At 69.8% G+C, this 18,897-nt stretch carries 19 protein-coding genes; 10 read left to right on the forward strand and 9 right to left on the reverse strand.

The window, feature by feature from the left end; genetic code table 11:
* Positions 1-121: 121 nt before the first annotated feature.
* Positions 122-1,096 carry a GLUG motif-containing protein gene (locus tag RR928_RS06105; RefSeq protein WP_332547723.1) on the reverse strand — a complete coding sequence of 325 codons (975 nt, stop codon included), beginning with the start codon at positions 1,094-1,096 and terminating at the stop codon, positions 122-124.
* A 299-nt stretch (positions 1,097-1,395) separates the two neighbouring features.
* On the opposite strand from RR928_RS06105, the gene RR928_RS06110 reads away from it, so the two are divergent.
* The 4 genes from RR928_RS06110 (at position 1,396) to RR928_RS06125 (ending at position 5,124) form a co-directional block, all read left to right on the forward strand.
* Positions 1,396-2,406 (forward strand): thiamine pyrophosphate-dependent dehydrogenase E1 component subunit alpha, encoded by a 1,011-nt coding sequence (locus tag RR928_RS06110; RefSeq protein ID WP_332681788.1) that lies wholly within the window; start codon positions 1,396-1,398, stop codon positions 2,404-2,406.
* A complete protein-coding gene (locus RR928_RS06115) occupies positions 2,403-3,446 on the forward strand; it encodes an alpha-ketoacid dehydrogenase subunit beta (protein WP_332681790.1) in 1,044 nt (347 codons plus the stop codon). The genes RR928_RS06110 and RR928_RS06115 overlap by 4 nt, the downstream gene beginning before the upstream one ends.
* Positions 3,447-3,536: 90 nt before the next feature.
* On the forward strand, positions 3,537-4,037 hold the full coding sequence (locus tag RR928_RS06120) for a dihydrofolate reductase (protein ID WP_332535326.1): 501 nt from the start codon (positions 3,537-3,539) through the stop codon (positions 4,035-4,037).
* Positions 4,038-4,050: 13 nt separating this feature from the next.
* The gene (locus RR928_RS06125; protein ID WP_332547721.1) at positions 4,051-5,124 is read left to right on the forward strand and encodes a metallophosphoesterase; all 1,074 of its coding nucleotides are present in this window, start codon (positions 4,051-4,053) and stop codon (positions 5,122-5,124) included.
* Between the two features lie 149 nt (positions 5,125-5,273).
* Here the strand turns inward: RR928_RS06125 and RR928_RS06130 are convergent, their stop codons facing one another.
* Both RR928_RS06130 and RR928_RS06135 read right to left on the reverse strand, forming a co-directional pair.
* Positions 5,274-5,591 carry a hypothetical protein gene (locus RR928_RS06130; protein WP_332535323.1) on the reverse strand — a complete coding sequence of 106 codons (318 nt, stop codon included), beginning with the start codon at positions 5,589-5,591 and terminating at the stop codon, positions 5,274-5,276.
* A complete protein-coding gene (locus RR928_RS06135) occupies positions 5,584-7,032 on the reverse strand; it encodes an MFS transporter (RefSeq protein ID WP_332681793.1) in 1,449 nt (482 codons plus the stop codon). Before RR928_RS06135 ends, RR928_RS06130 begins: the two co-directional genes overlap by 8 nt.
* Before the next feature lie 72 nt (positions 7,033-7,104).
* Here RR928_RS06135 and RR928_RS06140 point away from each other — a divergent pair, with 72 nt between their 5' ends.
* The gene (locus tag RR928_RS06140) at positions 7,105-7,767 is read left to right on the forward strand and encodes a helix-turn-helix transcriptional regulator (protein WP_332535321.1); all 663 of its coding nucleotides are present in this window, start codon (positions 7,105-7,107) and stop codon (positions 7,765-7,767) included.
* Between the two features lie 119 nt (positions 7,768-7,886).
* Here RR928_RS06140 and RR928_RS06145 read toward each other — a convergent pair whose 3' ends face one another.
* Positions 7,887-8,801 carry an EamA family transporter gene (locus RR928_RS06145; protein WP_332535319.1) on the reverse strand — a complete coding sequence of 305 codons (915 nt, stop codon included), beginning with the start codon at positions 8,799-8,801 and terminating at the stop codon, positions 7,887-7,889.
* A gap of 208 nt (positions 8,802-9,009) precedes the next feature.
* Between RR928_RS06145 and RR928_RS06150 the strand changes: the two genes are divergently transcribed.
* From RR928_RS06150 to RR928_RS06170, 5 genes are read left to right on the forward strand one after another with little or no spacing between them, the layout of a single operon-like run.
* Entirely contained in the window at positions 9,010-9,570 is a 561-nt protein-coding gene (locus RR928_RS06150; RefSeq protein WP_332535316.1) for a carboxymuconolactone decarboxylase family protein, read from the forward strand.
* On the forward strand, positions 9,567-10,676 hold the full coding sequence (locus RR928_RS06155) for an acyl-CoA dehydrogenase (RefSeq protein WP_332535314.1): 1,110 nt from the start codon (positions 9,567-9,569) through the stop codon (positions 10,674-10,676). Before RR928_RS06150 ends, RR928_RS06155 begins: the two co-directional genes overlap by 4 nt.
* Positions 10,673-11,482 (forward strand): ABC transporter ATP-binding protein, encoded by an 810-nt coding sequence (locus tag RR928_RS06160; RefSeq protein ID WP_332535312.1) that lies wholly within the window; start codon positions 10,673-10,675, stop codon positions 11,480-11,482. The genes RR928_RS06155 and RR928_RS06160 overlap by 4 nt, the downstream gene beginning before the upstream one ends.
* A 41-nt stretch (positions 11,483-11,523) precedes the next feature.
* The gene (locus RR928_RS06165; protein ID WP_332535310.1) at positions 11,524-12,765 is read left to right on the forward strand and encodes an ABC transporter substrate-binding protein; all 1,242 of its coding nucleotides are present in this window, start codon (positions 11,524-11,526) and stop codon (positions 12,763-12,765) included.
* Positions 12,762-13,535, forward strand: coding sequence for an ABC transporter permease (locus RR928_RS06170; RefSeq protein ID WP_332535308.1), 774 nt, complete (start codon positions 12,762-12,764; stop codon positions 13,533-13,535). The genes RR928_RS06165 and RR928_RS06170 overlap by 4 nt, the downstream gene beginning before the upstream one ends.
* 47 nt (positions 13,536-13,582) lie before the next feature.
* Here RR928_RS06170 and RR928_RS06175 read toward each other — a convergent pair whose 3' ends face one another.
* From RR928_RS06175 to RR928_RS06195, 5 genes are all read right to left on the reverse strand, one after another.
* A complete protein-coding gene (locus RR928_RS06175; protein ID WP_332547716.1) occupies positions 13,583-14,737 on the reverse strand; it encodes an acyl-CoA dehydrogenase family protein in 1,155 nt (384 codons plus the stop codon).
* A 2-nt stretch (positions 14,738-14,739) separates the two neighbouring features.
* Positions 14,740-15,840 carry an LLM class flavin-dependent oxidoreductase gene (locus RR928_RS06180; RefSeq protein WP_332681797.1) on the reverse strand — a complete coding sequence of 367 codons (1,101 nt, stop codon included), beginning with the start codon at positions 15,838-15,840 and terminating at the stop codon, positions 14,740-14,742.
* A gap of 124 nt (positions 15,841-15,964) precedes the next feature.
* Complete coding sequence (locus RR928_RS06185; protein WP_332681799.1) at positions 15,965-17,146, reverse strand: c-type cytochrome; 1,182 nt, start codon at positions 17,144-17,146, stop codon at positions 15,965-15,967.
* Positions 17,147-17,149: 3 nt separating this feature from the next.
* Positions 17,150-17,989 (reverse strand): ABC transporter ATP-binding protein, encoded by an 840-nt coding sequence (locus RR928_RS06190; protein ID WP_332535301.1) that lies wholly within the window; start codon positions 17,987-17,989, stop codon positions 17,150-17,152.
* The coding region (locus RR928_RS06195; protein ID WP_332681801.1) for an ABC transporter permease at positions 17,983-18,897 on the reverse strand (915 nt) is incomplete at its 5' end. The genes RR928_RS06190 and RR928_RS06195, both read right to left, overlap by 7 nt.

Raw genomic sequence — 18,897 nt, forward strand, 5'->3', positions numbered from 1 at the left:
GCAACCAGATTATTCAAACTCTTCATCAATCAGCTCACATTTAATAATAGCCTCCCGCTATTTTAACAAAAAGTGACAATTTGATAATTTTCGCAAAAAAAACCAAAGGTTATTACCCACTTCATCGATCAGTCATGTAGACACCTTGGCAGCCCTTGCCATGCCAGACCGCAACCGCCGGCGTGAGCAGCAGCTGCTCCAGACGCAAGCCCGTCCCTGATGCAGCCGCAAAGCGATTGATCGCACGCCCCTGCCCGTCCGTGGTCGCATAGAAGCTGTGCGCAATGCGCCCGCCGGTATCCAGCCCCACCAGTCCGCCCGCAACCTCGGCGCGCGCGCGCACGGCACCGCTCGCATGGCTGTCCGAGATGTCAGAGATGCCCCGCAGCGCGTCGTTGTAGCCCACCAGCCCGCCCACATAATCCCCGCCCGCGATTTCCCCGCTGGCATAGGCGCGCGTGATGGTGGCACTGCCGTCGTAAGCCTCGTTGTGGCCCACCAGTCCGCCCACATTGCTGCCTGCGGCACGCACCGCGCCGCCCGCATGGGAGCGCGAGATCAGGCTGCTGCCGCGGTGACTTTCGCTATGCCCCACCAGGCCGCCCGCGGTTCCCGATGCCGTGACGGTCACCTGGGCGCAGACCCTGTCGATGCGCGCCTCGCCGCCCGCGGCTTCGAGGTGGCCGACCAGCGCACCGACGTTCTCGCCGCCCGTCACCTGGCCGCCCACCAGGCGCACATTGCGCAAGGTGGCATTGCGCGCATGGCCAAACAGCCCGACCTTGGCTTCGCCCGGGCGCTCGATGAACAGGCCATGGATCGCATGGCCCCGGCCGTCGAAACTGCCGGTGAAGGGCGCGCCATCGCGGCCGATCGGCGCAAAGCCCGCGCCATGGTTCCAGCCAGCCGTGGCGCTGGCGTCAATCGGACCGGCCAGCGCGTAATGACCGTCGGGCTGATCCCGCAGCGCCTGCAGCTCCTCGACGCCATGGATGAACTTGACTTCGGGGTCGCGGGCATGGACCGGGACCACAAGCGCCTGCGCTGCAGCCAGCGCCAGCGGCAGGAGGACATTGATCGATTGCAGCAAACGCATGGCAGGCTCCTTCCAGGCGCGCACGACGCGCCTGTCCAGTAGGCGACAGGCGAGCAAGGCAGGCCTGTAGTCGTGCAAGCAGCATTCGTCCCGGCCGCGGCGCCGCAGCTAGGTGTCATTCCCAGGACGCAATGGCGCATCCTGTACGCACAATGATCCGGTCGCATGCCGGCGCCCGATCCGGGCTGTCGGCAGCCCGCGCACGGCGCGCAGCGGCCGTTCGAGCGGGATGGCTGGCGGTATTCCTTCATGCGTTTTCCTGCCTGCGACCGTGCGCCCGCGCGGCGGTCCCCATTTCCATGAACGATCTGCTTTCCCTTTACCGGACCATGGTCCGGATCCGCGCTTTTGAAGACGCGGCCGAACGCGCCAGCCAGGGCGGCGTGCAAATCTGGGGCCAGAGCGCCGCGCCCGATGCCGAGCCGGCGCTGGTCAAGGGGCCGCTGCACCTGTCCACGGGCCAGGAGGCCGTGGCCGCAGGCGTCTGCGCGCATCTGCATGCGCGTGACCTGCTGACCTCGACCCACCGCGGCCACGGCCATACGCTGGCCAAGGGCGCAGACAGCACGCGCATGATGTGCGAGCTGTTTGGCCGGGCCACGGGCTACAACAAGGGCAAGGGCGGCTCCATGCACATTGCCGATTTCTCGGTCGGCATGCTGGGCGCCAATGGCGTGGTGACGGCCGGACTGCCGATTGCCGTGGGCGCGGCGCATGCGCTCAAGCTGCGCGGCGAGGATGCGATTGCCGTGTGCTTCTTCGGCGACGGCGCGATCAACCGCGGGCCGTTTCTCGAAGCGCTCAACTGGGCGCAGATCTATCAGCTGCCGGTGCTGTTTGTCTGCGAGGACAACCAGATTTCCGCGACCACGCGCTCGGCGCCCATGACCGCCGGAACCCAGGCCGCGAGCGCGCGCGCCCAGGCGCTGGGCATTGCCGCGACCCCGGTGGACGGCAACGATGTGCTGGCCGTGAGCGCCGCCGCGGCGGAATTGATCGCCGGCATTCGTGCCGGCAGCGGACCGCGCCTGCTGCATGCGCTGACCTACCGCCACAAGGGCCATGTCTCGGTCGACCCCGCGCATTACCGCGACCCGGCCGAAGTCGCGGCCGCGCTGCTGACCGACCCGATCACGCGGGCGCGCGAGCTGCTCGCCGCGCGCGGCCAGGCCGAGGCCGCCGCCCAGGTGCTGGCCCAGGCCCAGGCCGAGATCGCCGCCGCCGTGGCCGCGGCCAAGGCCGCCCCCGTTCCGCTGGCCGAAGAGGCTTATCAGGATATCGCCACCACCGGCCAAGGAGTCTGGGCATGAGCAGCGCAGTCGCATCGACACCCGAACAAAAATCCGCCGTGCATGCGCCGGCCGCAGCCACGCTGACGCTGAGCTATGCCCAGGCCGCGGCGCTGGCGCTGTCCGAAGCCATGGACGCCGACCGCAATGTCGTGGCGCTGGGCGAAGACCTGGGCCGCGGCGGCGTGTTCGGCCAGTACCGCGGCGCCGACGGCCGGCCGCTGGTCGAGCGCTTCGGCCCGCAGCGCGTGATCGACACGCCGATTTCCGAGTCGACCATCATGGGCGCGGGCGTGGGCATGGCGCTCGCGGGGCTGCGCCCCGTGGTCGAGCTGCGCGTGGCCGACTTCGCGCTGTGCGCTATCGACGAACTCGTCAACCAGGCCGCGAAGAACCGCTTCATGTTCGGCGGCCAGGGCCGGGTGCCGCTGGTCGCGCGCCTGCCCATAGGCATCTGGACGGCGTCGGCGGCCCAGCATTCGCAGTCGTTCGAAGCCTGGTTCGCGCATGTGCCCGGCCTGGTCGTGGTCGCGCCGGCCACGCCCGCCGACAACTACGGCCTGCTGCATTCGGCGCTGGCCTCGGGCGATCCCGTGGTCTTCATGGAGCACAAGGAACTGTGGTCGCTGCAAGGCCAGGTCACGCCGGGCGCGGCGCAGCATGTGCCGCTGGGCAAGGCGCACTGCGTGCGCGCGGGCAGCGACATCACGCTGGTGTCGTGGTCCAAGCAGGTGCATGCGGTGACCGAAGCCGCCGAACGGCTGGCCGCGCAAGGCGTGAGCGCCGAAGTCATCGATCTGCGCACCATCTGGCCCTGGGACCAGCAGGCGGTGCTCGAGTCTGCCGGGCGCACCGGCCGGCTGCTGGTGGTGCATGAGTCCATACAGGCCGCGGGCTTTGGCGGCGAGGTGGCCGCCACCGTCGCCGAGCACACCTCGGCGCGCGTTGCGCGGCTGGGCGCGCCGCGCATTCCCGTGGGTTACGCGCAGTCGCTGGAAAACGTGGCGCGCATAGGCGCGGACCAGGTGGTGGCGGCGGCGCTCAGGCTGCTGCAGCGCTGAGTCCAGGCATCTGCCAGGGTCGCCCTACCGACAGTCGGGATCGCCCGTTTGCCCGACAATGCAGGGTTGTTTCTGCCTGCGACCCTGCCCATGTCCGTTCAACTGATCTACGCGCGCGCCGCCAACGGCGTCATCGGCCTCAACAATGCCATGCCCTGGCATCTGCCCGAAGACCTGGCCCATTTCAAGCAGCTCACGGGCGCCAGCGCCGTCATCATGGGCCGCAAGACCTGGGACTCGCTGCCCGAGCGCTTTCGCCCGCTGCCCGGGCGCAGCAACATCGTCGTCACGCGCCAGTCCGACTGGCAGTCGCCGGGCGCGCTGCGCGCCGGCAGCCTCGATGAAGCGCTGGCCCTGGCCGCGCCGCTGAGCGCCGATGTATGGGTCATGGGCGGAGCGCAGATCTACGCCCAGGCGCTGCCGCTGGCCGATGCCGTCGAAGTCACGGAGATTGCCCAGGATTTCGCAGGCGACGCCTACGCACCCACGCTGGGCAGCGAATGGGTCGAGGCCGCGCGCAGCGAAGCCGTGAGCCGCACCGGCCTGCCCTATGCCTTCGTGCGCTACGTGCGCGCCGCAGCCGCGCGCTGAACCGGGCTCCCGCATGAGCCTCATCCAAGCACTGCCGTCCGGGCCGCTGGACATCGTTGGCGACATCCATGGCGAACTCCAGGCGCTGCAGGCCTTGCTCGCGCACCTGGGCTACGACGCCCAAGGCAATCACCCGCAGCAGCGCACGCTGGTCTTCGTCGGTGATTTCTGCGACCGCGGCCCCGACAGCCCCGGAGTGCTCGCGCTGGCGCGCCAACTGGTCGCCAGCGGCCGCGCGCTGGCCGTGGCCGGCAACCATGAAATCAATCTGCTGCGCGAAGACGCCAAGGACGGCTCGGGCTGGTTCTTCGACAGCCGCACCGAATCCGACAGCGCCAAATACGCGCCGTTCGCCCAGCCCGAGGGCGGCGCCGAGCGCCAGGCCATTGCCGACTTCACCGCCGGTCTGCCGGTGGCGCTGGAGCGCGCCGATCTGCGCATCGTGCACGCAGCCTGGGTCGAGCCGCAGATCAGCGCGGTGCGCGCCATGCCGCTGGGCAGCCTGCGCACGCAGTACGACCATTGGGAAAGCGTGGCCGAAACCCAGGCCCAGGCGAGCGACCTGCACGCGCGCCGCGAAGCCGAGTCCCGCGGCTGGCCGCACAGCCTCGAGGACGCGCGCTACCGCCCGCCGTTCCTGCCCGCGCACTCCGAAAGCGAACTCAACAAGGCCGTGTTCAACCCGCTCAAGGTATTGACCACGGGGCTGGAGCGGCGCTGCACCGAGCCGTTCTTCGCGGGCGGCAAATGGCGCTTCGTCGAACGCATGGCCTGGTGGAACGAGTACACCGACGAGGCCGCCGTGGTGATAGGCCACTACTGGCGCCGGCTGCATCCGCCCAGCGTTCCGGTGCACGGCAAGCAGGAGGAAAACCTGTTTGGCCAGACCGCGCCGCTGGCCTGGCACGGGCCGCGTGGCAATGTGTTCTGCGTCGACTACTCGGTCGGCGGGCGCTGGGTCGCGCGCCGCGCGGGCGAGACGCACGACGAGCGCTTCAATCTTGCGGCGCTGCGCTGGCCCGAGCGCACGCTGATGTTCGAGGATGGCCGCGAGATGGCGACCCAGGAGTTTGGCGGCCGGGCGTGAAGAGCCGGCGGCTTCTTGACGCCGCTCCATGAGTTATGCCTGCAGACCGTGCCCAAGCTTGTGCATAACTTGCCGAACAACTCGCGCAAGCCGCGCCAGTGCTGGGTTTGCGGCGCATGCCTAAATAACAGGCAGCACCAAGCGGGCGCTCACTGCGATTTGCGCCGCTGCAGCCGGCGCAGAAACACCGCCATTTCCTTGGCCGACTGCGCATCGCCCTGCTGCTCGGCGACCTCAAGCCCCCTGCTCCAGGCGGCCTGGGCCTGGTCCCAGCGCTCGAGCTGGTTCAGCGCCACACCCAGCAGTTTCCACGCGGCGGAGTAGCTTGCCTGCTGCTGCGTGGCCTGCGCCAGGTGCAGCGCCGCGGCTGCGGCATCGCCCTCTTTCAGGCAGGCATTGCCCAGCCCGAAGCGCAGCAGCGCGCTGTCGCGGCCCGTGGCCAGCAGTTGCTCCAGGCGCTCACGCATGGCTGGCCCTGACGCTTGTCTGGCGCCGGCTGATGCCCCGCACCAGCAGCGCGGCCATCAGCGGCGCCAGCGCGAAGCTGGCAAACAGCCAGACCGCGGCCGACTGTGCGCCGGCCGCACCGCCCGGAGTGATCAGCCCGGCCGCATTGGCCACCAGCCCCGCGATGGCCGCGCCAATGGCCATGCCATACAGCTGCACCGTGGTGATTGCCGCCGATGCCATGCCGCCTTCGCCTGCAGGCGCCAGCGTCAGCACGCGCACCAGCAGATGCGGCCAGCCTATGCCCACGCCCGCGCCGGCGCCGGCCAGCGCCAGCCCGCACAGCAGCATGTGCAGGCCGGGCGCCAGGCCCAGGTCCGACGGCACCAGCAGCGCCAGCGCCAGCAGGCTGGCCGTGCCCAGCACCGGGCCGGCGCGCAGCAGGCGCGCGGCGCTCTCGCCTTCGCGCCCCGACGACAGCAGCGAGCCCGCGCTCCAGCCCGCGGCCATGGCCGCCGTCAGATAGCCCGCGGCCAGCGGCGTGTAGCCGTGCAGCGTCTGCAGGAAATAGGGAATGTAGATCTCGGTGGTCGTGCCCACGAGCAGCAGCGCCACGCTCGCATAGACCGCGCCCAGCGCCGAGCCCCAGTGGGTCGCGCCGCGCGGCAGCAGCCGCACCGTCGCCTGGCGGTCGAAGGCGACCGCGGCCGCGCCCAGCGCCAGGCCGCAGGCCACGCCCACGCCCTGCCAGAAAATTTGCGCCGACAGGCTGCCGGCCGCCACCGCGAGCACCGAAGTGGCCAGCAGCACGATCTGCGGCGCGGGAATCTGCGGCCTGGCGCCGCCTGCCGGTTTCGCGTCCGCTGCCGGGCGCAGCTGCACCGCGACGATAACGGCCTGGGCCAAGGCCACGGGCAGCAGCATCCAGAACGCCCAGCGCCAATGCCCGGCCTGGGCAAACAGTCCGCCCACGGCCGGACCGCACAGCGTGGCAATGCCCCACATGCCCGAGACCAGGGCCACCGCGCGCGGCCACAGCGCAGGTGCGAACACGACCTGTATCAAGGCATAGCTCAGTGCCGCGAGGATGCCGCCGCCCAGGCCCTGTACGCTGCGTCCCGCGAGCATCCAGGGCATGGAGACCGCCGAAGCGCAGGCCGCCGAGCCCAGCGAAAACACCGCCAGCGCCGCAATGCAGGCGCCGCGCGGCCCCAGCGCCGCGAGCAGCCGCACCGACAGCGCCGCGCCGACGATGGACGCGACGACAAACAGCGTCGTGTTCCACGCATACCAGTCGAGGCCGCCTATGTCCTGCACCACCGAGGGCAGCACCGTGGTGACGATGTGCACGTTGATCGCGTGCAGCGCGACCCCGCCCGTGAGCGCCAGCGCAAGCAGGCCGTTGCGGCCGCGGAAAAGATCGGCCCAGGAGGCCGTGGGCGTGGAAGATGGTTCAGACATGGGCAGCGCTCTCGACAGGGTATCCGGCTTGGATTATTATCCAAGAAACTGTTTGGATATTAAGGCGGCGCCATGAATAACGCAAGACAAAACTTTGAAAATTCTGCCCATGCGTCCACGGCCGACCGTATCCTGTTCTTTCTCAAGTCCCAGGGCTCGGCATCGACCACGCGGCTGGCACAGCTGCTGGAAACCAGCGCCGAAGCCGCGCGCCAGCAGGTGCAAAAGCTCGTCGCCGCGGGATGGATAGAAGGCCGACTGGAAGCGGCTTCGGGCGTGGGCCGGCCGCGCCAGAACTGGGTGCTGACCGAGGCCGGCAACCGCCGCTTTCCCGACGCCCATGCGCAACTCACGGCCCAGCTGCTGGGCTCGGTGCGGCAGATCTTCGGCGAGGAAGGTCTGGACCGGCTGATCGGCCAGCGCGAAGCCGAGGCGCGCGCTGTCTACCAGCAGACCTGCACCGGCAAGACCGTGGCCCAGCGGCTAGAGCAGCTCGCGGCCATACGCAGCGCCGAAGGCTACATGGCGCGCGTGGAGTCCGACGGCAAGCAGTGGATGCTGATCGAGGACCATTGCCCGATCTGCGTCGCGGCGCGCAGCTGTCAGGGATTTTGCCGCTCCGAGCTGCAGCTGTTCCAGGACATCGTCGGCCCAGGGGCCCAGGTCACGCGCGAGCAGCATCTGCTGTCGGGCGCGACGCGCTGCGCCTACCGCATCGTGCCCGCCAGCAGCTGACCCGCGTTATCCCTGCAGACCGTGCCCAAGCTTGTGCATAACTGCCGGAACAACTGCCGAAAGCGGCGCCAGCGCTGGCTTTGCGGCGATTGCCCAAAAATGAGGCAGCTGCGCCGGTCTCAGCGCCTGGCCTGCCAGCGCGCGCCGACCAGCACCACCACCAGCGCCATCACGATGCACGCGCCCCCGGCCCATTGCCACAGCGTGATGCGCTCGCCCAGCATGCCCATGCCGGCCGCCAGGCCGATCACCGGCACGCCCAGGCTGAACGGCGCGACCCGGCTTGCGGGATGGCGCTTGAGCAGGCCGGTCCACAGCGCATAGGCCATGATGGTCGCGCACCAGCCCAGGTAGGCGACGGCCAGCCAGCTCGACAGCGGCGCATCGAGCCATTGCCAGCGCAGCGCGGGTGGATCGAACGCCAGGCTCAGCGCCACGAACGGCACGATGGGCACCACGGCGCTCCAGACCACGAAGCCCAGCGCGTCGTAGCTGCCCGCGACCTGCTGCGTGCGCCGCGCGACGATGTTCGACGCGGCCCACATCGCGGCCGACACCAGGTTCAGCACAAAGCCCAGCAAGGTCGTTCCGGCGGCGACCGCGCCGCCCAGGTAGTTCATCGCAAAGCAGCCCAGACCCACGGCCGCCCAGACCAATCCCCATTTGAGCGGGCGCGACAGGTGTTCGCCCAGCAGCAGCACGCCCAGCAGCGCCGTGAAGAACAGCTGGGTCTGCATCAGCACCGACGCCAGCGCCGCCGTCATGCCCACCTGCAGCGCGATGAACAGCACGCCGAACTGGCCCACGCCCTGGCACAGGCCGTAGGCGACGACCCAGCGCCAGGGCACGGCCGGGCGGCGCACGATGAACACCAGCGGCAGCGCGGCAAACACATAGCGCCAGATGCCCAGCTGGAACGGCGTGAAATCGGCCAGCGCCCATTTCATCGCGACAAAGTTCAGCCCCCAGATCACGACCACCGACAGCGCAGCGAACAGATCGCGGCCCGAAAAAGGAGAATTCACGGCGCTCATGCTGCATCCTGCTGGCAATGCGGAGTGGCGGCGGCGGGCCGGTAATCCCGACCAATGGATTTGCACATTACGAATTATTGTTAGGAAACCCTGAGAACTCCAGGGATACTGGTGAAAAAATGGAATCACTGGCATCTTCGGATGCCATTTTCATTCCTGTGAAAAATCCCGCCCAGCGCCTCGCGCCGCTGCGCAGAAAGGTCCCGAAATGTCCCGTATTCCCTTGCAGACCGTGGAATCCGCTCCCCAGGAAAGCCAGCCCCTTGCCGCCAAGGCCCTGGCCAACAACGGCTTCCTGCCCAATCTGATCGGCGTGCTGGCCAATGCGCCCGTGGCCCTGGAGACCTATCTCACGGTCTCGGGCATCAACGCGCGCGCATCGCTGACGCTGGCCGAACGCGAAGTGGTGCAGCTGACCGCGGCGGCCTTGCACGGCTGCGACTTCTGCCTTTCGGGCCACACAGCGATTGTCGCCAAGAAAGCCCAGCTCGACGCGGTCACGGCGCTGAATCTGCAGCGCGGCCAGCCCACGGGCGATGCCCGGCTCGATGCGGTGCAGGCTTTCACCAAGGAAGTGATTGCCACGCGCGGCGCGACATCCGATGCCGGGCTGGCGGCATTCCGCGCCGCGGGCTACAACGACCAGCAGGCGCTTGAAGTGGTGCTGGGCGTGAGCCTGGCCACGCTGTGCAACTTCGCCAACAACCTGGCCAAGCCCGACATCAACCCCGAACTGCTGCCGTTCTCGCCCGGCGTGTTCCAGGCATGAGCCGCGCCCTGCTCCCGCCCGGTCTGCAAAGCTGGCTGCAGACCCATGCCCAAGGCCTCAATGCCGACGCCGACGCCGCGCAGCAGGTGCTGCCGCAGCTGGTGCATGCGGGCATGCACCGCATTGCCGTGCCCCAGGCCCTGGGCGGCGATGGCGGCGCAGCCATTGACGCGGTCGACGCCGTCGCCCAGGTCGCGGAACATTCGGTGACCGCAGCCTTCGTGCTCTGGAGCCACCGCACCTTCATCGACTACCTGTGCGTGACCGACAACATGGCGGCGCGCGAGCTGTGGCTGGCCGACCTGCTGCAAGGGAGGCTTGCGGGCGCCTCGGGGCTGTCCAACGCCATGAAGTTCCTGTCCCAGCTCGAGCCCCTGCAGGTGCAGGCCGAGCCCGACGGCAATGACGGCCTGGGCGTCAGCGGCAAGCTGCCCTGGGTCACCAATCTGCGCGCGCCGTTTGTCGTTGCCGCGGCCGTGCAGACGCCGCTGCAGCCCGCGCCCATGGTGCTGGCAATAGACAGCCGGCTCGCGGGCGTGGTGCGCAGCCCCGATCTGGACCTGCTGGCACTGCGCGGCAGCAACACCGCGGCGATCGATCTGGCCGCCGTGCATGTCGGCCAGGAAGCGGTGCTGGCGCGCGACGGCCTGTCGTTTCTCAAGCGCGCGCGGCCCATGTTCCTGAGCCTGCAATGCGGCATGTCGCTGGGCCTGGCGCGCGCCAGCCTGCAGGCCGCCGAGCAGGTGGGCGCGGCGCGCGATATGCTGCGCCCGCGCATTGCCCAGGCCTACGCCGAGCTCGACAGCCTGCGCGAAACCATTCGCGAGGGGCTGGAGTCGGGGCGTTTTGTGATTGACGCGCCGGCGCTGTTCCGCGTGCGCCTGCAGCTCGCGGCCGTGGTGCAGGAAAGCGTGCAGCTGGAGCTGCAAGGCTCGGGCGGGCGCGCCTATGTGCGCAATCACCTGCCCGACTTCGGCCGGCGCCTGCAGGAAAGCGCGTTCATTCCCGTGGTCACTCCCAGCCTCACGCAATTGCAGGGCGAACTCAGCAAGCTCGCCGCCGCGGCCGCGGCCTCGGCTGCGGCCCCCGAGCGCGCCGTGCCATGAGCAGCGCCGACGCCCCCGTCGAGGCGGAATTCGCGCTGCAGGGCCGGGGCCTGGCCTGCGCCTACGGCCAGGGCCCGCGCATCTTCAGCGACATCGACATCGCGATACGCCCGCAGGAAATCGTCTGCCTGCTTGGCGGCAGCGGCTGCGGCAAGTCGACGCTGCTGCGCGCGCTCGCGGGACTGCAGGCGCCCACGGCCGGCAGCGTGCATTTTCTGGGCGCGCCGCTGACCCGGCCCCACCCGCGCGCCGCCGTCGTGTTCCAGCAGGCCAGCCTGCTGCCCTGGCTCACGGTCGCGAAGAACGTGGCCTTCGGCCTGGACTTCAAGCACCAGCCCAGCATCGAGGCCGAGCGCCTGAACGCGCGCGTCGCCCAGGCGATTGCCGCCGTGGGCCTGGCCGGCAAGGAAGAGCTGCACCCCGGCCAGCTGTCGGGCGGCATGGCGCAGCGCGTGGCGCTGGCGCGCGCCCTGGCGCGCGAGCCGCGGCTGCTGCTGGCCGACGAGCCGTTCTCGGCGCTGGACGCGATCACGCGCAGCGAAATGCAGGAGCTGCTGGTCGAGCTGGTCCACCAGTGGCACACGGCGGCGCTGGTCGTCACGCACGACATCGACGAAGCCATCCTGGTGGCCGACCGCATCCTGCTGATGGGCCGGCTGCCCGGCGACCAGGGCGGCTGCATCGTGCGCGAATGGCGCGTCGACGTGCCCCACCCGCGCCACGCCCATCCCGCGGAAATCACCGCGCTGCGACTCGAGATCCTGGCCGAACTGCATGCACGCCGGCACGGCGTGCTGCCGGCCTGATCTCCCCCGTTTTTCCCCCTTCATTCCCCCAGGCAAGCACCATGAATCCGCAAAATCAAGCGCCCAGCTACCAGCACATCTGCGCCTCCTCGAGTTGCGACTGCGGCATCAGCCGCCGCGACTGGCTGCGCGTGACGGCGCTCAGCGGCGCCGCGGCAGCGCCTTTGCTGCGCGCCGGCGATGCCGTGGCCCAGACCAACAAGGGCGACGACGTGCCGGTGCGCATAGGCTATCTGCCCATCACCGATGCCACGCCCTTGCTGGTCGCCCACAGCCGCAAGCTGTTTGAAGCCGAAGGCCTGCGCACCGAGAAGCCGCGGCTGTTCCGCACCTGGGCGCAGATCATCGAAGCCTTTGTCGCCGGCCAGGTCAATGTCGTTCACCTGCTGTCGCCCACCACCATGTTCGTGCGCTACGGCTCGCAGTTCGCGGCCAAGGTCGTTGCCTGGAACCACATGAACGGCTCGGCGCTGGCCGTGGCGCGCCACATCAATTCCGTGAAGGATCTCGGCGGCACCCAGGTCGCGATTCCGTTCTGGTACTCGATACACAACGTGGTGCTGCAGCAGCTGCTGCGCGCCAACGGCCTCAAGGCCGTGAGCCGCGCGCGCAGCGGCGCGCTGGCCGCCGATGAAGTCAACCTGGTGGTGATGCCCCCGGCCGAAATGGTCTCGGCGCTGGCCGCCAAGGCGGTCTCGGGCTATATCGTCGCCGAGCCGTTTGTCGCCGCGGCCGAAGTCGCGGGCGTGGGCAAGGTGCTGCGCTTTGTCGGCGATGTCTGGCAGAACCATGCGTGCTGCCTGCTGACGCTGGCCGAGCGCGACATCACCGAGCGCCCCGAATGGGCGCAGAAGGTCACCAACGCCATGGTCAAGGCCCAGCTGTGGACGCGCGACAACCAGCTCGAGACCGCCAAGCTGCTGGCCAGCAGCGGCGAGGGCAAGTACACGCCGCACGGCCTGCCGGTGCTGACCAAGGTGCTGGCCGCGACCGAGATGGCGCAGTACACGCGCGAAGGCGTGATCAAGCACCCGCAGTGGAACCAGCGGCGCATCGACTTCCAGCCCTACCCCTATCCGTCGTACACCGAGGAACTCGTCAAGGCGCTGCAGGTCACGCATGTCGAAGGCAACGCCGCGTTCCTGGAAAAGCTCGATCCCAAGTTCGTCGCCAGGGACCTGGTCGATGACCGCTTCGTCAAGGCCGCGCTCAAGCAGGTAGGCGGCCTCAAGGCCTTCGGCCATGCCGAGAGCTTCACGCGCAAGGAAATCATCGCGGCATGAGCAAGGGCATCAAGCGGGCCGTGGACCGTGTGGTCTGGCCCATCGTCGGCCTGGCGCTGGCCGTGGGATTGTGGTCGCTGGGCGCGCGCCAGCTGTCGGATGTCGAGGCGATACGCAACGCGTTCGCGCCCACGGCGGGCTTTGCCGCGCTGGGCCGGCTGCTGGCGGCGGGCGATCTGTGGGAACACATTGCGCTGAGCCTGCAGCGCATAGGGCTTTCGCTGCTGCTGGCGCTGCTGATCGCCGTGCCGCTGGGCATCTGGATAGGGCTGTCGCCGCTGTTCGCCAAGCTCACGGGAACGCTGTTCCAGTTCCTGCGCATGGTCTCGCCGCTGTCGTGGATGCCGCTGGCCGTGATGGCGCTGGGCGTGGGCGAGGCGCCCGTGGTGTTCCTGCTGACCTTTGCCGCGGTCTGGCCCATCATGCTCAACACCGCGGCCGGCGTCGCGGCGCTCGACAAGAGCTGGCTGCAGCTGGCGCACAGCCTGTCGGCAACGCGCGGCGAAATCGTGCTGCACATCGTGCTGCCCGGAATCCTCACCCATGTGCTCACGGGTTTCAGGCTGGCGCTGGGCATTGCCTGGATCGTGCTGGTGCCGGCCGAAATGCTGGGCGTGTCGGCCGGCATGGGCTACTTCATTCTCGACACGCGCGACCGCCTGGCCTATGACGAACTCATGGCCGGCATCGTGGTCGTGGGCTGCCTGGGCTTCATGCTGGATGTGGCGGCGCGCGCGGCGACGGGCAAGTGGGTCAACAGGAATCGCTAGCAGAGACGGATCCCGCCAGGCGTGGACTGGCAGTCCCCGCCTGGCCCTCAGCCCCGCTGTCCCTGCTCCAGCGCCGCCCGCCCCGCCAGCACCAGCGCGCTGTCTTCCTGCGGCGTATGGATGCGCCCGCACAGCACATCGCGCAGATGGCGCTCCAGCGGATTGCGCCGCGACAGCCCGTGGTTGCTGGTCAGCGCCAGCGCTTCCTGCACGGTTTCCACGGCCTGGCGCATCACCAGCGTCTTGATCAGGCCGCTGTCGGCCAGCGCCACCTGCGCGCCCGCGTCCAGCTCGCGCGCCAGGCTGGCGATCAGCCGCTGATTGGACAGCAGCAGCGCCTCGATGCGGCCCACGGCCTCCTGCACGCGTGGCAGCGTCGCCAGCGGCGCGCCCAGGCTTGCGGGAGTGCGTTCGCGCAGAAAGCCCAGCAGCCAGTCGCGCGCGGCCCGCGCCACGCCGGTGTAGAGCGCGCCCAGCAGCACCGTCATCTCGGCCTGCATGTTGGTGTCGCGCGACTGCGCGCCCGGGGGCGCGATGCCCATGCCATGGTCCAGCGGAGTGGGCACGTCGTCAAACACCACATCATGGCTGCCGCTGGCGCGCAGGCCCAGATGGTCCCAGCTCTCCTCGATGCGCACGCCCGGGCTGCCGGCGCGCACCAGGAAGGTACCGACCTGCGGTTCGGCATCGTCAGTGCGTGCCCAGACCGCGTACCAGCGCAGGATGGGCGCGCCCGTCGAGTAGATCTTGCGCCCGCTCAGGCGCCAGCCGTCGGGCGTGCGCCGCGCCACCGTCGCGGGCAGGCCGCCGCGCGCGGGCGTGCCCAGCTCGGGCTCCACGCGCAGCGAGTTGGCCAGCGACACGCCTTGCACGGCTTCGCGCACCAGTTGCCGCGCCAGCGGCTCGGGCCAGGGCGAGCCGGCGCGCGCCATGCCGCGCTGCTGCAGATATTGCATGCTCAGCACCAGCGCGGTCGCCGGGCAGCCGTAGCCTATGGCGCCAATCACTTCGCCGAGCTCGGCCACCGATGCCTGCTGGCCGCCCAGCGCCCTGGGCGCGGCCAGCGCCAGAAAGCCCGCCTGCTGCAGGTCGGCGAAATTGGCATGGGGAAAGCTGCCGTCGCGGTCATGCGCCACCGCGCGCTGGCCGAAGTCCGCGGCCAGCGTGCGCGCCGTGTCCGCCCAGGTCATCTCCAGCTTCATGTTCAGGCCGCCTTGCGTTGCGGCGTGCGCAGGGCTTGGCGCTGGGCGACCTTCTCGCGTATCAGCGGAATCAGTTCGCGGCCGTATTCAATGGCGTCGACCAGCGGATCGAAGCCCCGCAGCAGCAGCGTGGTGATGCCCAGGTCGTAGTACTTGAGCAGCGCCTCGGCCACCTGTTCGGGCGTGCCTACCAGCGAGGTGGAGTTGCTGCGGCCGCCGGTCTCGCGCGCCACCGCGGTCCACAGGCGTTCGTCGACACGGTCGCCCTTGGCGGCGTCGGCCAGCAGCCGGCGCGCGCCTTCGCTTTGCTGCGGGCCGGCGCCGCGCGCATGGGCAATCGGCACCTGCTTGCTGCGCGTGGCAGCCAGGATTTCCTCGGCCTTGGCCCAGGCCTGCTCTTCGGTGGGCGCGATGATGGGGCGGAAGGAAATGCTGAACTCGACTTCGCGGCCGTGCGCCGCGGCTTCGGCGCGCACCCGGCGCACCAGGTCGGCCGACTGCGCCAGCGACTCGCCCCACAGCGCATAGACATCGGCATGCTTGCCCGCGACCTTGAGCGCGGGCTCGGACGCGCCGCCAAAGAAGATGGGCACATAGGGCTGCTGCAGCGGCTTGACTTCGGAGAACGCGCCCTTGGCCTGGTAGTAGGTGCCCTGGTGATCGAATGGCTGCGACTCGGTCCAGACGCGGCGCAGCAGCGTGAGGTATTCGTCGGTGCGCGCATAGCGCTCGTCGTGGCTGAGGAAGTCGCCGTCGCGCTGCTGGTCGACGTCCGAGCCGCCGCTGATGTAGTGCACCGCCACGCGCCCGCCGGTGTAATGGTCCAGGGTCGCGAACTGGCGCGCGGCGAGAGTCGGCGAGACAAAGCCCGGGCGATGCGCGAGCAGGAACTTGATGTGCTGGGTATGCGCGGCCGCATAGGCCACGGTGAGCAGCGGGTCGGGGCTGGTGGCGCTCGCGGGCACCAGGATACGGTCGAAGCCCGCGTGCTCATGGGCCTGGGCAAACGCCCGCACATAGGCGCTGTCGACCGCCGGGCCCTTGCGGGAAATGGTCTCGGACGCTTCCTGAGGGGCAATCATGCCAATGATCTGCACGGACATCGCGGTTCTCCTTAAATGACATCGGGTGGCGGCAAAACCCCATGATCGGGCGGCACGCCCCCGCAAGCCAACGAAGAAAAACGCGTTTGCTTGTGCGCTTTTCGTGGCACGGCCCCGGCCGGCCTCAGTGCGGGTAGCCGGCGCGCACCAGGCGCATGCGGTCGGCATCCATGCGGCGCAGCAGGCCGTCGACGCCCTGGGCGGGCGGGCCGTCCGATGCGGCGGCGGGCGCGGCCTCGCTGCGGCAGATCAGGTCGTCCTGCGACCAGGCCGCCTGGCCGGGCACCGAGCGCGCGCGCAGCCAGCCGTCGCGGTCGACAAACAACCGGTGGCCCGGGGCTTGCTGCGGCGTCACGCCCAGCACCAGGGCCAGCGCCGGCAGCAGCGCGCGGTCCTCGGCCAGGCATTCGGCTGAGTCGCCCGCGTTGCCTGCGGCGCCCAGCACCACCGTGACCCAGCGCGGATCTTCCTGCGGCAAGGCGGCCTCGCCCGCGGCCGGCAGCACCAGCTGCAGGCGCTGGCCGCGCAGGCTGTCGCTGGCGCGCCGCCCGCCATGGCGGCAGTTCAAGGTGCTCACCGGCAGGCGCACCGGACGCTCCCAGGCGCCCATGTCGCGCAGCATCTGACCCGACGCCCGGGCCTGAAGAAAATCCAGCGACGACCAGATCTCCTGGTCCGACAGCGCGCTCGCGCCAGGCATGGTCTGGGCGCCCGAACGCGCGTCGCGCATGCCGTGGCGCACGCGCCAGAACAGCTCGCCTTCCAGGCGTTTCCACAGCAGGCCGCCGGCGAGATTGGGCGGCCATTGCGCCAGCTGGCTGGCCAGCGGGCCTTCGCCGCGCGCGTCGGCGCCATGGCATTGCGCGCAGTGCCGGCTGAACACCGCCTGGCCCTGGGCAATGCTTTGCGCGGAGAACGCCTGGGGCGCGCGGTGCAGGCTGGTGGGCACGGCCGGCGCCCACAGCAATGCGCTGCTCGGCCAGGGCGCGAACACCAGCAATGCGCCAGCGACCAGCGCCAGGCCCGGGATCCAGCGCCGGCGCCCCCGCCGCAGCACGGCCAGCAGCAGCGCCAGCAACGCCAGCGCAAGCGCGCCCGCAATGCAGGCCAGCGTGATGACCACGCGGCGCGCGTGACCGGGCTCGAGCAGCAGCCGTTCGGCCGCCAGCCGCTGGGCAAACGGCCAGGCGGGCTGGTCGGCAACGGTGGCCGACAGGCCCAGCCCATGCCAGGCATCGCGCAGCGCGATCTGCGCGGCATACAGCGCTTCGAGCACCCCGCCCACGAACTCCGTCGACAGAATCATGCGCTACCAGCTGTCTCCAAGGCCCAGCAGCGCCAGCGCCTGGCGGCGCAGCTCGACCAGGCGCGGATCGCCGCGGTGGCGCGGATACGGCAGGTCGTTGACCAGCACCTCGCGAATGCGCGCCGGCCGATCGGAGAACACCACCACGCGCTGCGCCATGAACAGCGCTTCCTCGACGTCGTGCGTCACCAGCAGCGCCGAGAAGCCCTTGCGCTGCCACAGCGCCACCAGCTCGGTCTGCATGGCCAGCCGCGTCAGCGAGTCGAGCTTGCCCAGCGGCTCGTCCAGCACCAGCAGGCGCGGGTCGTTGACCAGCGCGCGCGCCAGCGCCACGCGCTGCGCCATGCCGCCCGACAGCTCGTGCGGCAGCGCGCGCGCAAAGGCCTGCAGGCCCACCAGCGCCAGCGCCTCGTCGACGCGCTGGCTTTGGGCCTTGAGCAGGCCGCGCGCCTGCAGTCCCAGCGCGACGTTGTCCCAGACGGTGCGCCAGGGAAACAGCGTCGGGTCCTGGAACACCACGATGCGCGCGGGATCGGGATCGGTGATCGGCTGGCCGTCCTGCAGCAACTGCCCGGCGCTCGCGGGCTCGAGCCCGGCAACCAGGCGCAGCAAGGTGCTCTTGCCGCAGCCGCTGGGGCCCAGCAGCGCGACGAACTCGCCCGGCGCGATGTCCAGATCGAGGCCGTCTATGACCTGCAGCGGCCCGCCCGCGCCGTCCTTGGCATGGCGCTGGGCAAACCAGTGGCTCACGCCCTGGACTTCGATGCGCGCGCCCGCGCCCGCATTGGCGGCGGCCGGGAACCCATGCGCAGCCGTGCGCGTTGCGGTGGCGATGTTTACCATTTGAGGGTGCCTTTCTGCCAGGACAGCACGCGGTCGCGGAATGCAAACAGCAGCGTGATCACGCCGGAAAACAGCAGCGCCATCAGGATCAGCGCGGCGTACATGTTCGGGTAGGCGGCCCAGCCCTGGGCCCAGGTCAGATACCAGCCCAGGCCCGATTTGACGCCCAGCATCTCGGCCACCACCAGCGTCGAGAACGCCGCGCCCAGGCCCATGAACAGACCGACAAACACCTGCGGCAGCGCCGCCGGAATCGCCACGCGCAGCACCAGAAACCATTGCGAGGCGCCCAGCGTGCGCGCCACGTCGTAGAAGTTCTTGTGCACGCCGGCCACGCCCGACCAGGTCAGGATGGCAACCGGAAACGCCATGCCCAGCGCGATCAGGAACACCGCAGTGGACCAGCTCGACGGAAAGAAATAAAAGCTCACGGGCAGCAGCGCCGTGGTGGGCACGGGGCCGAGCACGCGCAGCACCGGGTGTATCCAGTAGCTTGCGCTGCGCGACCAGCCGATCAGCACGCCGGTGACAAAACCCACCAGCGCGCCTATGCCTATGCCTATGGCCAGCAGGCGCAGCGAATTGAGCGCGCTTTCGGCCAGCCGCTCGGCATCGGTGGCATAGACCTCGACCAGCGCCTGGGGCGGCGCGAAGAACGGCGTCGGCAGGCGGCCGAGCTTGGCGGTGAGCACTTCCCAGGCCAGCAGACCCAGCGCCAGCGCGACCAGCCAGGCGCCCGCGGGCCGCAGCCGGCGGCGCAGCAGCGCCAGCGGGGCCAGGCGTTCGGGCGCGAGCACCAGCGCCAGCAGCAGCGCGGCGACGGCCGCCGCGCCCGCGGCGAATTCCGCGGTATAGGCCCATTCGGTGAAGCCCGCGGGCAGGTTGGGCCAGAAATGCGTGAGCGCCGC

The organism is Comamonas sp. (assembly GCF_036666375.1).
Taxonomy (GTDB): Bacteria; Pseudomonadota; Gammaproteobacteria; order Burkholderiales; family Burkholderiaceae_C; genus Comamonas.